Annotated in this window: 20 protein-coding genes, 1 pseudogene and 1 CRISPR repeat array; of the genes and pseudogenes, 8 read left to right on the plus strand and 13 right to left on the minus strand. The window is 41.2% G+C overall.

Translation table 11 applies throughout. The annotated features are described in order from the left end of the window. On the plus strand, nt 1-252 hold a 252-nt coding region (locus ACYTXL_RS35025), incomplete at its 5' end, for a hypothetical protein (protein ID WP_461928585.1). A 404-nt stretch (nt 253-656) separates the two neighbouring features. On the opposite strand, the gene ACYTXL_RS35030 is transcribed toward ACYTXL_RS35025, so the two are convergent. Continuing rightward, nucleotides 657-1526, minus strand: coding sequence for a TauD/TfdA dioxygenase family protein (locus ACYTXL_RS35030; RefSeq protein WP_461928586.1), 870 nt, complete (start codon nt 1524-1526; stop codon nt 657-659). Nucleotides 1527-1681: 155 nt separating this feature from the next. On the opposite strand from ACYTXL_RS35030, the gene ACYTXL_RS35035 reads away from it, so the two are divergent. The 4 genes from ACYTXL_RS35035 to ACYTXL_RS35050 all read left to right on the plus strand — a co-directional run bounded on the left by ACYTXL_RS35035 (nt 1682) and on the right by ACYTXL_RS35050 (nt 3527). Next, nucleotides 1682-1942 carry a hypothetical protein gene (locus tag ACYTXL_RS35035; RefSeq protein ID WP_461928587.1) on the plus strand — a complete coding sequence of 87 codons (261 nt, stop codon included), beginning with the start codon at nt 1682-1684 and terminating at the stop codon, nt 1940-1942. A gap of 95 nt (nt 1943-2037) precedes the next feature. Further along, nucleotides 2038-2265, plus strand: coding sequence for a hypothetical protein (locus tag ACYTXL_RS35040; protein ID WP_461928588.1), 228 nt, complete (start codon nt 2038-2040; stop codon nt 2263-2265). A 679-nt stretch (nt 2266-2944) separates the two neighbouring features. Beyond that, a complete protein-coding gene (locus ACYTXL_RS35045; RefSeq protein ID WP_461922008.1) occupies nt 2945-3241 on the plus strand; it encodes a hypothetical protein in 297 nt (98 codons plus the stop codon). Nucleotides 3242-3335: 94 nt separating this feature from the next. Next, nucleotides 3336-3527: a hypothetical protein gene (locus tag ACYTXL_RS35050; RefSeq protein WP_461922007.1), complete on the plus strand. Its 192-nt coding sequence runs from the start codon at nt 3336-3338 to the stop codon at nt 3525-3527. Between the two features lie 150 nt (nt 3528-3677). Here ACYTXL_RS35050 and ACYTXL_RS35055 read toward each other — a convergent pair whose 3' ends face one another. Together ACYTXL_RS35055 and ACYTXL_RS35060 are read right to left on the minus strand one after the other, a co-directional pair. Further along, entirely contained in the window at nt 3678-5567 is a 1890-nt protein-coding gene (locus ACYTXL_RS35055) for a beta strand repeat-containing protein (RefSeq protein WP_461928589.1), read from the minus strand. Nucleotides 5568-6069: 502 nt separating this feature from the next. Next, nucleotides 6070-6618 carry a DM9 repeat-containing protein gene (locus tag ACYTXL_RS35060; protein ID WP_461922005.1) on the minus strand — a complete coding sequence of 183 codons (549 nt, stop codon included), beginning with the start codon at nt 6616-6618 and terminating at the stop codon, nt 6070-6072. Between the two features lie 449 nt (nt 6619-7067). Between ACYTXL_RS35060 and ACYTXL_RS35065 the strand changes: the two genes are divergently transcribed. Next, nucleotides 7068-7538 (plus strand): DUF4279 domain-containing protein, encoded by a 471-nt coding sequence (locus ACYTXL_RS35065; RefSeq protein WP_461922004.1) that lies wholly within the window; start codon nt 7068-7070, stop codon nt 7536-7538. 87 nt (nt 7539-7625) lie between these two features. Here ACYTXL_RS35065 and ACYTXL_RS35070 read toward each other — a convergent pair whose 3' ends face one another. From ACYTXL_RS35070 to ACYTXL_RS35090, 5 genes are all read right to left on the minus strand, one after another. Next, complete coding sequence (locus tag ACYTXL_RS35070) at nt 7626-7817, minus strand: hypothetical protein (protein WP_461928590.1); 192 nt, start codon at nt 7815-7817, stop codon at nt 7626-7628. Next, nucleotides 7790-7927, minus strand: a complete 138-nt coding sequence (locus ACYTXL_RS35075; protein WP_461922003.1) for a hypothetical protein — start codon at nt 7925-7927, stop codon at nt 7790-7792. The genes ACYTXL_RS35070 and ACYTXL_RS35075 overlap by 28 nt, the downstream gene beginning before the upstream one ends. 24 nt (nt 7928-7951) lie before the next feature. Further along, entirely contained in the window at nt 7952-8140 is a 189-nt protein-coding gene (locus tag ACYTXL_RS35080) for a hypothetical protein (protein WP_461928591.1), read from the minus strand. A gap of 332 nt (nt 8141-8472) precedes the next feature. Beyond that, the gene (locus ACYTXL_RS35085; RefSeq protein ID WP_461928592.1) at nt 8473-8637 is read right to left on the minus strand and encodes a hypothetical protein; all 165 of its coding nucleotides are present in this window, start codon (nt 8635-8637) and stop codon (nt 8473-8475) included. A 61-nt stretch (nt 8638-8698) separates the two neighbouring features. Then, nucleotides 8699-8893 (minus strand): hypothetical protein, encoded by a 195-nt coding sequence (locus ACYTXL_RS35090; protein WP_461922002.1) that lies wholly within the window; start codon nt 8891-8893, stop codon nt 8699-8701. 432 nt (nt 8894-9325) lie between these two features. Here ACYTXL_RS35090 and ACYTXL_RS35095 point away from each other — a divergent pair, with 432 nt between their 5' ends. Beyond that, nucleotides 9326-9655 (plus strand): hypothetical protein, encoded by a 330-nt coding sequence (locus ACYTXL_RS35095; RefSeq protein ID WP_461928593.1) that lies wholly within the window; start codon nt 9326-9328, stop codon nt 9653-9655. A gap of 256 nt (nt 9656-9911) precedes the next feature. Continuing rightward, nucleotides 9912-10596: a CRISPR direct-repeat array (repeat unit 35 nt; unit sequence CTTTAAACTTCTTCGGAAGTTGAATTAATGGAAAC). A 28-nt stretch (nt 10597-10624) separates the two neighbouring features. Here ACYTXL_RS35095 and ACYTXL_RS35100 read toward each other — a convergent pair. Together ACYTXL_RS35100 and ACYTXL_RS35105 are read right to left on the minus strand one after the other, a co-directional pair. Next, nucleotides 10625-10822 (minus strand): hypothetical protein, encoded by a 198-nt coding sequence (locus ACYTXL_RS35100; RefSeq protein WP_461922413.1) that lies wholly within the window; start codon nt 10820-10822, stop codon nt 10625-10627. A gap of 97 nt (nt 10823-10919) precedes the next feature. Further along, nucleotides 10920-11183 (minus strand): hypothetical protein, encoded by a 264-nt coding sequence (locus tag ACYTXL_RS35105; protein WP_461922412.1) that lies wholly within the window; start codon nt 11181-11183, stop codon nt 10920-10922. A 2-nt stretch (nt 11184-11185) separates the two neighbouring features. On the opposite strand from ACYTXL_RS35105, the gene ACYTXL_RS35110 reads away from it, so the two are divergent. Then, nucleotides 11186-11380: an NACHT C-terminal helical domain 2-containing protein gene (locus ACYTXL_RS35110; RefSeq protein ID WP_461922411.1), complete on the plus strand. Its 195-nt coding sequence runs from the start codon at nt 11186-11188 to the stop codon at nt 11378-11380. A 16-nt stretch (nt 11381-11396) separates the two neighbouring features. Here ACYTXL_RS35110 and ACYTXL_RS35115 read toward each other — a convergent pair whose 3' ends face one another. The 3 genes and pseudogenes from ACYTXL_RS35115 to ACYTXL_RS35125 form a co-directional block, all read right to left on the minus strand. Beyond that, nucleotides 11397-11567: a hypothetical protein gene (locus tag ACYTXL_RS35115; RefSeq protein WP_461922410.1), complete on the minus strand. Its 171-nt coding sequence runs from the start codon at nt 11565-11567 to the stop codon at nt 11397-11399. 120 nt (nt 11568-11687) lie between these two features. Further along, nucleotides 11688-12095: a hypothetical protein gene (locus ACYTXL_RS35120; protein ID WP_461922409.1), complete on the minus strand. Its 408-nt coding sequence runs from the start codon at nt 12093-12095 to the stop codon at nt 11688-11690. 160 nt (nt 12096-12255) lie between these two features. Beyond that, nucleotides 12256-12524, minus strand: a pseudogene (locus ACYTXL_RS35125) (hypothetical protein); the annotation flags it as partial.

Consider the following 12524-nt stretch of genomic DNA (forward strand, 5'->3'; position numbering starts at 1 on the left):
ATAGTGCAACGACTAGCTAATCAATCTTTGCTAGTGGAGAGTGTTCAGTTCGATTCAATAGAACAAAGCCGCAAGTTAGTAAAAGGATTAATTGTCGCCACTGGTTTAATGTGTGGTGGGATTTTATGCTTGATAACTATTTGGTTTAAGCCCAGCGCAGCGATCGCTGTTGCTCCAATTGGCTTTATAACGGGGGCGGCGCAGAGTATAGCTCTGGCAAATGAAGCGAGGAAGTCAAATAAGATTGAATGAAAGCTCTATTCAATTGGGAAAAATATAACTATAGCAATCCTAAATCATTTGTGAAAAATCACAGTTGTTGATATGGTGAATATTGCCAGTAGTGACAGGGTGCATGGCAGTACACATGGAAGAGTTGATAGAGTTCATTCAAGCGAACCCAGACCCCAGAGGATATCTGGTTGCACGCTAAAAACTTTATTCGAGAGTTTTATCACTTATGCAAATCATTTCCTCATGTCAAGAGATTATTTGAACTTCTTACTCATCATCAAGTTTTTGACTTTCCGAAGATATTTATGTATGGTTCATTTTTTTTCACAACTCATTTAGGATTGCTATAGTTGCAATTATTGCTTACAAATCCTGACTGTCTAGTATATTTAGACTTATCGTTTAATAAATTGGAGATTATTTTAGTGAAAGCTATTATCCACAACTCCTAAACGTAGTGCAATACGTTTATATTTTGTTGCATCATACGGCATACCTCGGTGCATTACCTGTGAGTTATCCCAAAAGATAATATCTCCTTTTTGCCAAACATGGGAATAAACTGGTGTTCGCTCTAGTACAGCCCGAAACAAACTTTGGCAGAAATATTTTGCTTTTTCTGGTTTATCCTCCATACCTACAGGCACTGCTGTGTCTATACCCAGATACAGTCCTTTTTTGCCAGTAACTTTGTGAGTTGATAGGATTGGATGCGCTTTTTGGAGAATAACAGCTTCTTCAGAGAAGGCTGGTGCTTTGTGATACATTGATAAATTTTCTAGTTCCTCCTGTTGTTCATAGTCTAAATTGTTGTAAGCTTCTATCAAGTCAACAAATTGAGTCGTATGTAGCTGTCCATCTAGATCCAGAGCAGGTACTTCCACCCCGTAAAGCATCACAACATACAGTGCATTCATATCCAGTCCTGGAGTGCGTGGCAGTCCATCTTTGTCTTGATGCCATTTCCAAGCGAATTTTTCCGTTGGTTCTGTTTCTCCCTTCGGATTACCCAAAATATAAACGTATTCGCTTTGGAGGTCTGGGCTAATATCAGGATCTAATGTTTTGTTGCCACCGAACATTAGAACTCCAAAGGTCTGTCTTGAAAATTCCTCCAATTCTGATGCAGTAATAGTTTGCTGTCTAACTACAACAACACCATGTTCCCAAAGAGATTTCTTCAATTCATGTCTTTGTAGCTGGGTGAGGTCAGGAAGATTGTGTCCTTGCAATACTTCAATTCCGAGTCTTGATTGATACTGATTTTTTTTATCCTGTCTGTCTGAAATCATGGGAGGTACTATAAGTTATTGAAACAAAAAGCTAATCATAAATTTTGCACTCATAACGTTTTTTTTGAAAAAATATCACAAATTTTATCTGGAAGAGAAAAGTTTAAGCCAGTGAAGATTAGGTTTTTGATATTGAACTTAAGTATTCTGTCGCTTTGGCAGAACTGAAGAAACTGACTAAGTTGCGACTCCAAGCAGCATCCTACGCCAAACGTGTAGCTAGAGAGTACTGCCTGATTGCGCGATGCTTGATTGGAGGCAAAGAACGCGAACGTTTGGAGCAGAGTGCCAAAATGCAATTTTATCTCGATTCGGGCAACAAAACTCTAATTGTAGAAGCCAACGAGTGGGCATCTGCCAATCCGGGCTGCCTACCGTTTTCGTTGGAGTTAGCGTTTCAAGAAAGTGAGACATGATGGCTGAATTTCACAAGTAGGGGTGATTTTAAACGACATCTAGAGCTAAGGAGCGAGTAGGCGCTAAAATTACGCTGGGTGAATCTCTCTCAATTTTGCAAGCTTGTGGACTCCAAGACCAGGATGAATATAACCAAGCTGAGTGCGATCGCTGCACTGGTATATTAGACTTATTCACAAATGAGCATATAAACCTTGTACAGCAAGGGTCAAAACCTAATTTTCGGACAAGTCTATTTGTAATTGGGTTAAAAGTAGCGGTTGACACTGTTGGCGAAATATTGCTTAACAATTTTGGCATCATACTGAATGCAGTGAAGTGAAGCATCTCAATTCCAACGAAAAATTGGGATTATTCGCTTCACTTCGTTTTGTTCAGAATGATGAATTATAACTATCTTGGACTTTTCAAACAGACTCTAATGTATATCTTCCGAAGATGACGGTGAAATGGATGGATTAGAGCCAATCTCTTCTGGTTTAGAATTAAAGGGTGTTTTCCCTTCCCAGGAATAATTGCATATTTTAGTATGAAGCAGTGTTCCAAATGTGATATTAATTACAAAGGCAAAGGAATCTACGAAAATTATGTCTATAGCCCGATTAATCATGAGTCCCTCTTCAGTTGATGAAAACATCAATTAATGTTTGAATTGGAATTGTAATTTGACTACACAAGGCATAATGATTATTCCAGAAATCTCCAGCAATACTTAGAAATTAGCGATATTTTTCTAATTACATATATGAAAGGTATTGTGATGATTAGGGATTAGTTTGTGTTCCGACATAAGACTTGAGGTTTAAAATCTCAATATCAATCTGATGAGATACAACTATTGTAGAAATATCTGACACAATCAATCATGAAAAAAGTCATGGTTCTGACCATGACTTTAGCCACAAAATATCAGTTTAGCCAGTTGTGATGGATTGATAAATTACTTTTTTATGGCAACTACATTAGACCTATCAAAATTCCTATACTGTCGCAATTGTGAAATGAAAACTCATCATTACAAGGATTTAAAGTACGATTGGGGCTACAGTTGTCGTATATGCCAAACTTGGCAGCATCAAAGCCAACTGATATCTATCCAGCAGGGTTATGCTGCTAAGGCAATTATTGAGGCGATAGGTAGTGAATATGTTATCTGGTATGACGGCACACTAGAACAATTTATTGAAGCGGCTGAAGCTTTAGATATGGAATACGATTATTGTCAAACTATCGACGGGTATGATTTTAGGGCATGGTATCCAGGCGATGAAGATAATGAAGCCAAGATACAGTTATAAATGAGGCGATCGCAGCTAGAGCAATACCTACGGCGGGAAACTACGCTTGTGATGATTGGTGTATTTTATCCTCTAAGAATTATCTTCTAAGAAAATGAAAACTAGAACCATAACAGCTAAATTTAGATACTGCAACTCTGGTAGAGAAGAAGAAGAAACTGTAAATGTCATATTTAGTGATGAGGATGATAAATATGTAATTTGCAAGCCTTATGTAGTGGAAAAAGGGCAAAGATTAATCTTTGACAAAGAAACAAATGAATTTTTAGTAAATGACCAAGTGTAATTTATCGGCACAGGCGATGCCTACGGTGGTCACTGAGCCAAGTCGAAGTGCGGGCTGCGCCTACGCCTCTTATCCTCTAAGAAAGCTTCATAAAAATAACGCGGGTTGTACCTCACCAGACTAGAAAATCCTATAATCTATAATATCGTTTTAAACTCTCACGAATGAACCTTTGGTGATGAATTTACCTACGAGATTATCAAGCTTGATAAACTTATTTGAATCTTCTTCGGGTGTGTCAAAGTTACAAGCGATGGTGCTGTAGTCTATTGTGGCCGTGGCATAGCTAGAGTCAGAGTTGTAAATCCCGCCACCCTTGCCAGACTCTTCTTGACCAGAACTGAGTTCGATCCCGAAAGCTTTATTATGCCTGATAATGCTGTTGCCTACTGTTAAGGTGGCATTGTTGTATATCCCACCGCCAAAGTGTGCTTGATTGCCACTAATGGTGCTGTGGTTCACGTTAACTATGCCTAATTGAGTATATGTAACAGTGCCAGAATAGTCGCCGCCGTCATCGGCATTATTATAGATCCCACCGCCGGCAGTAAGTGCCGTATTGTCAGTAATGTTGCTATAACTCACGGTAACGATGCCAAATTGATTGTCGCTACCCTCCCCGTTAGAGCTAGAGTTGTAGATTCCGCCGCCATAATCGCTGGCATAGTTATTACTGATAGTGCTGTTACTCACCGATAGAGTGCCATTATTATAAATACCACCTCCAGTGGTTGCCCGATTGTTACTAATAGTGCTATTTGTTACCGTAAGTCTAGAGATAACTATATATCCTGGACCACGATACCCTAGATAAGAAATGCCAACATTGTAGATCCCGCCGCCCTCGCCGTTTGTCGAATTACCAATAATAGTGCTTTTATTCACCGTTATAGTGCTATTGCTGTAAATGCCGCCCCCATGTTCGCTGGCATAGTTATTATTGATAATGCTGTTATTCACCGTTATAGTGCCATAATTGTAGATCCCGCCGCCGTCGTATTGTGCCGAATTGCCACTGATAATGCTGTTATTCACCGTTATAGTGCCAACATTGTAGATCCCGCCGCCGTATTGTGCCGAATTGTCACTGATGCGGCTGTTAGTCACGTTTATAGTAGTAGTAGTGCCAGTTGCGTAAATGCCGCCGCCAAAGCCGCTGCCGAAGGTAGCGACGTATTCTGCTAAATTACCAGTGATGATGCTATTATTCACCGATAGGATGCTACTCCCAGTGTAGTAGATCCCGCCGCCGTTCCATTGTGATGTATTATCAGTGATGGAACTGTAGTTCACAGTAAGACTGCCATTGACTTCGCTGTAAATACCTCCGCCGTCCCATTGGCATAAATTATTACTGATGGTGCTGTGGTTCACAGTGAGACTGCCACTGTTGTAAATACCACCGCCTTGAGCGTCATAATAAATTGATGAATTATTACTGATGGTGCTGTTGTTCAGTGTGAGACTGCCACTGTTGTAAATACCACCGCCAGCGACAATAACTCCATTATTAGAAAAATCACCATTTAATGTTGGTAACGTGTCAGCAGCAATAGTCGAGTTATTACTAATGATACTGTAGTCCAGCGTGAGACTACCACTGTTTAAAATGCCACCGCCCTCACCAATGCTAAATCCGTAGAGGGTTGCGTTACTCTTTACAGTGTTACCAGTGATGATGCTATTGCTCAAGGTCAGGATGCCTTCATTTGAGATCGCACCCCCTCCTCCGGCTCCATCGTATGTATTGGTAATAGTCAGCCCGTTGATTGCAGATGTTACACCACTGCCGATGTCAAACACACGGGAAACACTATCATCCTTAATAGTTAGTAAGCTGGGATTTGTGCCTTGAATGGTAAGGTCATCTGTGATACTCAGACTACTACCAGTCAGGTTGATGGTATGAGCCAGCCCATCAGTAAATAGTCCACCAAAATTGATAATGTCTTTTCCTCTTTGGGCATTGGCATCTAAAACGGACTGCCGTAGTGAACCTAGACCACTGTTATTAGTATTAGTGACGGTAAATGTAGACATTCAGAATACTCCAATTTTTTTATCGTTGTATAAAAATTGATATCAAGAATCATGCTGATAATACTACGAATATGCAAGTATTTTTTCTACTGCTCATCCGTAGTAAGAGAGCAAAGTCAAGAAAGAAAAACTGCGATGGTCGCCTGTTCAGGGTGTTCGCAATTCCTCCCGAACATTCCCAAACATCCCAAACCTTCCAAATACCTCAAAACCGTACCAATCCTGACCAGACCGCCCTAGAACTTACAGAACCCTCTAAAACGTATATGTAGCACAAAGCATTACAAAGCCCTGCTACGGGTTAAATAGCAGGGCTTTGCGGGTTGGGAAGGGTTGGGAATGTTGGGAGGCGTTGGGGAGGTTGGGAATGTTGGGAATGTTGGGAATGTTGGGAGGGTTTAACTTGTAAGCAGGTGGTTAATCGATTTGAAGTCGGGGATGTCGCAGTGGAATTTAGTGTAACGACGCTTAGTATCGACTCAACCCAAGGGTTCTATCCCAGTCAACGGACAATAGGTGCTGCAATGGTTGTTAGTGCTAACACATCATAAGAGGTAGCGGAAATTTCCCTGCCGCCATAACCGAAGTTACAAAGTTTTTGTTTAATTATTTTTCCTATTGCAGTTCCACCATTGTATGAAGCTCGGCACGAATAGAGACTATAACCATTTTCAAAACCAGTAGGCACAGCGTCTCCTGGTATTGGTTGTTGATATGATGATGCTTCCCAATAGAACACAGTCCTTTGACCTCTAGTGTTTAAATTTAGAGGATATGTTAGAACGACATAGTTATATGGAGATGAAAAAACTTCAGACCCTGCATAACTCATATCACAATAATTTCTATCAGAACGGTATTTACCTCCATAAACTGCGTTGTTGTATATACCGGAGCATACATATAGAGGTGTACCGTCTGTGTCATTACCACCAAGTACAGCATTGGTTGGTACGCTTTGAGCGAAAGTAGAAGATGCTGGAACAACAGTACCTGCAAGTATTGCTAAACACGCTAAAGTAATCTTAATGCGAGAGTTGCTGAGATTCATGATTAATTTACTCTGATATCTTGAAAACGGAGAAGTAAATTAATAGTTGAAAAATTTCAACTAATTAATAAACTCTATTTAGTATTTTCATGTAGTATTTTTATTTCAAAAAGGAGAAATAAAACTTATTTTTTATAGTTAGTACCTGTCTTCTGTGTGGAAAATGTCGGGAAATGGTATTATTATCCCGACATCCACCCAAAAGCTTCTACAGTAAAGCATTCAGACCAAAGTACGCCGTTTTAGTTTCTCCCTGCCTTAAAGCCTTCACCACTAGACCACGCAAAGAACAACAAAAAACTGCTTAATCTCAAATATCTTCATTCTTGAAGGTTGTGTTTTATGAACTTAGCACTGCTAGGTCATTTCTTGCTGCCTAGTCTAAACTCCAGTAAATAAGCAGAAAGGTTCTTTATATTTCTAAAGTCATCAACCCAGATTTTTAAATCATGTTTGTACTATCAGAAGATCAGAAATGGTATCGAGCACGTTTGAGATTATTAGGTGATAGCTTGCCCGTTGACAGCGTACAGGAAAAGTTACAGCTTGTTCCTTCTGTCATTGGGAAAAAAGGTGAGCACATAAATGGAGATCCTCAACATCCAAAATACGAGACGAATCTATGGGTATCAAGTTATTTGACAAATTCAGATGTGCCATTCGAGAAGCAGATTGGTTTGCTGCTCGATGTTCTTGAATCAAATATTGAGAGCTTGCGAGAAATTTTGTCGTTGCCTAATGTTGAAGGAAATTTATCTCTAGGCTTTAGCTCTGGTAATGGTCTAGGAGGAGATTATTTCTCCCATCATCTTTTGCAACGAATTGTAAATTGTGGCTTGTCTGTAACGTTAGATTTATATCCACCATCTATTGATGAAGAAGATGATGAAGAAGATGATGAAGAAGAGGTTACGGGATGAAACGCAACATAAATTATTATGACACCCTATCCCCCTCAAATCTCAGCATCCTTCACACTCAGCACCAAAAGCTTAATCTCAAACAAACTACGCCTCATCTTCGCCCAAGCCCGATAAGTTTGGGTAAGTAACTATCTGTTCTCGATCTACTTTTATAGTCTCGTTTTTACTTCTTTTATGATGTTCTGTTGGAGTTTTTCGCTCTTTTTCTGATGAGTGGTCGTTTTTAAACCCTTTCTTCTTATTGGCTTTTATGTCTGGTTTACCTTCTTCGCCCAAAAGAAAAGGTTGTTTTCGTCCCGCAGTTTTTGGTTTTCTTCCTGTAGCTCTTTGATTTCTACTTGTTGCTGTTCTATCAGGTTTAGTAATATCTCTACTGTCCGACGCATTGATAATACATTCTTAGTTAATGATTAGTTATAGAGCGATGCCCAACTCTTGGAGACGCTCCGCGTAGCTTGCTTCCACGTTCGCGGAGCGTCTCGTAGAGAAGTGGTACGGCGCAGGCTCAGGGTAATACCTGCGGCGGGCGATCGCCTACGCCCCTCATCCTCTAAGAAAATGAAGGAGCGATGCCTACGGCGGCCTGCGCCTACGCACATACCTTAGAAAGGTATAATACAAAAACTGCAAGCACTTAAAAATGATGCAAACACTACCACTAGAACTTGAACTAGCAGCATCTCAAATTGCTGCACAGTATTATCCGCACAGGCGGTTCAAACTAATTTATGAAATTAAAGACAATTGTATTGATATTGATTTTCAAGGCTACTATATAGAGAAATGTGTTAGCTCATATAACGCGATAAAAAAATAGATTTCACAGTTGGTTATGGAAACAATCGACTCTCGATATCTGGGTGGTGGCGAGGAGAGATATTAGGCTTTGAATTAAACAGCAAATCATGGATAAACCAAGATAGTGAGGAAATTACTTGTCCCTATCCAGATGGTGAAGAATTCGAGCAAATTGCAGCAGCACTTTATCCTTTGTTACAGCAGCATTACTAGCAAAGGACTGAGGGCGTAGGCGCAGCCCGCCGTAGGCATCGCTCAAGCAGTGATAGGAATTTTTTCCTCTAAGAATATTGCACATTTATAGGGCGATCGCTCTCTAAAAACGACACAACACATTATTAATACAATCTTTTATCACATCAAATATGACAGGTATGTAGTTGATAAAAACGGTTTATGGTGGTGTACTTTAGGCAGGCCACCAAAGCACTCAGATGGACGCTGGTTAATGCTAGCCAAGCAATGTTGACGATTGATTCTGAGGTGAGGAGCGATCGCCCTTCATTTCCTCTAAGAAAATAGTGGAGTGTCTTGAATGCGTAGTTTACCGCCATAGGCATCGCTCATAAACGGCATCGCCCAAAATCTCCGAGCTTTTTGTAACAAAAATGTCACAAATTTGACCAAAAAGGGTAAATAGTTATATTTTGGAAATAGCGTATGTCGCTAAATCGACACCACTCGCCCGAACCTTGAAAACCGCATAATTCCGTTGACTGGTGTCGATTGCTTACACAGCAACGTTTCCAAGCTGCAAAAGGCATCGCTTATTGAGAATTTATTGGGAGTTATTGACACTCAAAAAAGTAGTGTCGATTAGGGTATCTCAAACCCTCTCCCTGTAAGGGTTCTAGAAGTGAACTCTTTCCGATCACATCGCCCTGCAAGGGGATGGAAACTTAATACACTAATGACTTCACGAGTAAGGACATCAGCTTTGCGATCACATCGCCCCGCAAGGGGATGGAAACGCTTTTCCCACATACATGACAGTTCCGGGTTTGAAATCCTTTCCGATCACATCGCCCCGCAAGGGGATGGAAACCGACCTATATCATGAAAGAACGCTGCGGCCGGAATTATCTTTCCGATCACATCGCCCCGAAAGGGGATGGAAACCAGTCACAGCTTTTGTCGTGGAAGATGTCTCCGGTCAAACCTTTCCATTACCACTTCCCCTAACGGGGATTAGACCGCGATCGCAATTAGAGCTTTACAAGCTAGCTGACAAGGATTTGAGGTGTTTGCGTAGTAGCGATCGCCATAGCTCGCTTGAAAATTTTCCTGGTCAAGCTGAGAACTTCTCTGTCTCTTGAAAAGAAAGGTGAGTAATGAGCTTGTCTCCGCTCATGGATAAGTAAAACTTAACTGTTGACTAGTTTCGGGGCTGAAGTCCAAAGCCCCAAACCCTGATTATTTTGTTGGCAGCCCCGGCAAGCTGATCAATTAAGGGTTTGAGGCTTTTCCTATCAGGGGTAATTCTCAATTTTGGGTACTTATTTTGGAGAAATTTGACAAGCCCCGAAAATCTGCTGTAGGATCATCTCTGGGTAAGGTTTGTAGAAGCTAGCCCTTTAAACTTCTTCGGAAGTTGAATTAATGGAAACCGGTCGCTGCCAAACACAAACCCATTCTCCCTTCAAATCTTTAAACTTCTTCGGAAGTTGAATTAATGGAAACAGAAGGTGCTTGAGTAAGTGGTTTCAGCAACGGGTCTTTAAACTTCTTCGGAAGTTGAATTAATGGAAACATTTCGCCGCACCTGCCCCAGTAGCGTCAATGTCAACTCTTTAAACTTCTTCGGAAGTTGAATTAATGGAAACAGTTACTAACCCTCATCATCAGATAGAGGAAAAGTATCTTTAAACTTCTTCGGAAGTTGAATTAATGGAAACAAAGTCTTGGGGCTTTTGCCAAGAGTAGAGAGCCAGCTTTAAACTTCTTCGGAAGTTGAATTAATGGAAACCCGAGGTATTGCATGAATCAGTTGGACTCAAGCAGCCTCTTTAAACTTCTTCGGAAGTTGAATTAATGGAAACAACTTCAAAGGTAACATTCGAAGCAGAGCTGATGTTTACTTTAAACTTCTTCGGAAGTTGAATTAATGGAAACCTTTAAAGTGAATTGTTCACTATAGTCATCAACCACTTTAAACTTCTTCGGAAGTTGAATTAATGGAAACTGTAGTGGAGTTGGCGTTGTCACTGGCGCGTTAGTATAAACTTTAAACTTCTTCGGAAGTTGGATTAGAGCGATCGCCATAGCTCGCTTGAAAATTTTCCTGGTCAAGCCGGGAACTTCTCTGTCTCCTGAAAAGAAAGATGGGCGATTCGCTTGTCCCCCGCCTTGTCAAATTCCGGCTCGGAGACAAACCAAACATGAAATTGAGCAAAATAGGAAACGTGAGTTGTACCCACTGTTATTTCGCTCAGGAGCGATCGCTCTAGTTCTAGGCGATCGCTCTCACCAAAAGCATTTATCAATTTTTGCAGTTATTGAAGAATAGTTATTTTTGACTTAGAACCGGAGGGCGATCGCCAAAGCAAAAAAACTTTTTAGCCAGTGGCGATCGCACTTTAACTAAGACCCTGTATCCGAGCCTGTATCCATTCGTTGTTTTTGCTCTTGATGAGTTGTAACTGTGGTAGTGGGATTACTTTGCAAGTGAATCTGTGGTTGAGCCACAGGTGCAGCAGGTTTTAACACCAGCACTGCAAACCCAAAAAACATTGCTGCCATTGCCACAATTGCAACATTATTGCTGCTGTCTTTGCTCACGGCACTTACCAGATTTTTGAGCAGTCCATGAAATTGCTGTTCAGTTGTGGCATTTACTAGCCTCAAAAATGCTTCAGGAGCATTTGACTTATGATTGGAATTGCGGGGTCTACGGCGATTGGAAAAAAGAACTATTGAAGCAGTACTGCGATGCTAATAAATTGCTAGCTGATTGCCTCAACAGTGAATGTTACGTGAGCCGAGAAGTGCGACAGCACATTGAAGATACATTGCTGTTACCAGTTAAAACTACCCAGGAGTGAATAATTTTCCAACATCTCACAAAATCATCAACGCATTAGCCAGCGCCGCAATCTGCCTTGCTATTATCTGTTTCCCTTCAGTCACCGACCCATGCCGCAATTCATGAATTGCTTGATGCAAACCCGTATGAGCATTGCACGCCGCTATTATAGCCGTCTCTAAAACTTGAGGGTTTGGCTTGCTCACAACTCACCTCTATAATCCCACTTTCACCAAATATTACAGTTATTCATTGCCCTCTTGGGCGCTCCAATTAACCCGAAAGCAGCAGGGCTGGTGTTGTTAAAATAACGGGTTAGGTATCTTTTACCCTAAACCAAATAATTTAGAAATCGCAGGCAATAATTTATTACCCGCTTCTACCACCGAGGCGACCGCAGGTAAGCCTGTAAATATCCCTCTTGCTTCCAGTGCGTAATATTCCAGAACGGCATGACAAACCTCATCAATAATGAATGCCGAGCCTGATGGGTCATTCGTGAACAGCCTCCAGTTACTACCAGCAAAAGATTTCAGGCATTCAGCGAGTTCATTCGTGAACGGGTCAGAATCGCTTATTTGATTTAACAGTTGTGTAATTGCCGATTTCCCCGTCCCGCAAAACTGAGATAAAGCTGTTACCGTCATCCCACTTACTCCATCGACATCGCGGGTGCAGTAACTTTGGTCATCCTTGATGTTAGATACCACAATCTGGTCATTATTTTCAGTCATGATAAAAAATCTCCGTGTTTAGGATTGAGAGACGCACAACAATATGCGCCTCATGGTCGGGAAAATATTCGTTATGCAGCGTCAGCTACTAGCAACCCACTCAGGGCAATGATGATGAGTTGCGCTTGTTCTGGAGTATCGCACCGGGGGCGTAATTCTTTCATTGCACGGCTGCGCCACCCACAAGCCATCTGAGTCTGCAAGGGTCTAATGTGCCCAGTAGCCTCATACCAGACCACAGCCGATATAAAGCACCGAAATCAGCATCATCCACAGAATCAATCTCAAACTCTGGTGCTACATCCTGGGCTTGCTCTTCGACATACTGCTCTAACTCAAGTTGCGCGAGAACTTGAGCATCCACTATTATTAGATTCATAGTTTGACCTTTTAAATCGGGTTTACAAAGGGCGATCGCAACTTCTTGGC

It is taken from the genome of Nostoc sp. (assembly GCF_054880495.1).

What these genes read in the sequence shown, in the direction of transcription:
- ACYTXL_RS35030 (WP_461928586.1), bottom strand. Translation starts at nt 1,526, where the DNA reads ATGATTTCAGACAGACAGGATAAAAAAAATCAGTATCAATCAAGACTC.
- ACYTXL_RS35045 (WP_461922008.1), top strand. Translation starts at nt 2,945, where the DNA reads ATGAAAACTCATCATTACAAGGATTTAAAGTACGATTGGGGCTACAGT.
- ACYTXL_RS35050 (WP_461922007.1), top strand. Translation starts at nt 3,336, where the DNA reads ATGAAAACTAGAACCATAACAGCTAAATTTAGATACTGCAACTCTGGT.
- ACYTXL_RS35055 (WP_461928589.1), bottom strand. Translation starts at nt 5,567, where the DNA reads ATGTCTACATTTACCGTCACTAATACTAATAACAGTGGTCTAGGTTCA.
- ACYTXL_RS35060 (WP_461922005.1), bottom strand. Translation starts at nt 6,618, where the DNA reads ATGAATCTCAGCAACTCTCGCATTAAGATTACTTTAGCGTGTTTAGCA.
- ACYTXL_RS35065 (WP_461922004.1), top strand. Translation starts at nt 7,068, where the DNA reads ATGTTTGTACTATCAGAAGATCAGAAATGGTATCGAGCACGTTTGAGA.
- ACYTXL_RS35075 (WP_461922003.1), bottom strand. Translation starts at nt 7,927, where the DNA reads ATGCGTCGGACAGTAGAGATATTACTAAACCTGATAGAACAGCAACAA.
- ACYTXL_RS35080 (WP_461928591.1), bottom strand. Translation starts at nt 8,140, where the DNA reads ATGTGCGTAGGCGCAGGCCGCCGTAGGCATCGCTCCTTCATTTTCTTA.
- ACYTXL_RS35085 (WP_461928592.1), bottom strand. Translation starts at nt 8,637, where the DNA reads ATGTGCAATATTCTTAGAGGAAAAAATTCCTATCACTGCTTGAGCGAT.
- ACYTXL_RS35090 (WP_461922002.1), bottom strand. Translation starts at nt 8,893, where the DNA reads ATGGCGGTAAACTACGCATTCAAGACACTCCACTATTTTCTTAGAGGA.
- ACYTXL_RS35095 (WP_461928593.1), top strand. Translation starts at nt 9,326, where the DNA reads ATGACAGTTCCGGGTTTGAAATCCTTTCCGATCACATCGCCCCGCAAG.
- ACYTXL_RS35110 (WP_461922411.1), top strand. Translation starts at nt 11,186, where the DNA reads ATGCTTCAGGAGCATTTGACTTATGATTGGAATTGCGGGGTCTACGGC.
- ACYTXL_RS35120 (WP_461922409.1), bottom strand. Translation starts at nt 12,095, where the DNA reads ATGACTGAAAATAATGACCAGATTGTGGTATCTAACATCAAGGATGAC.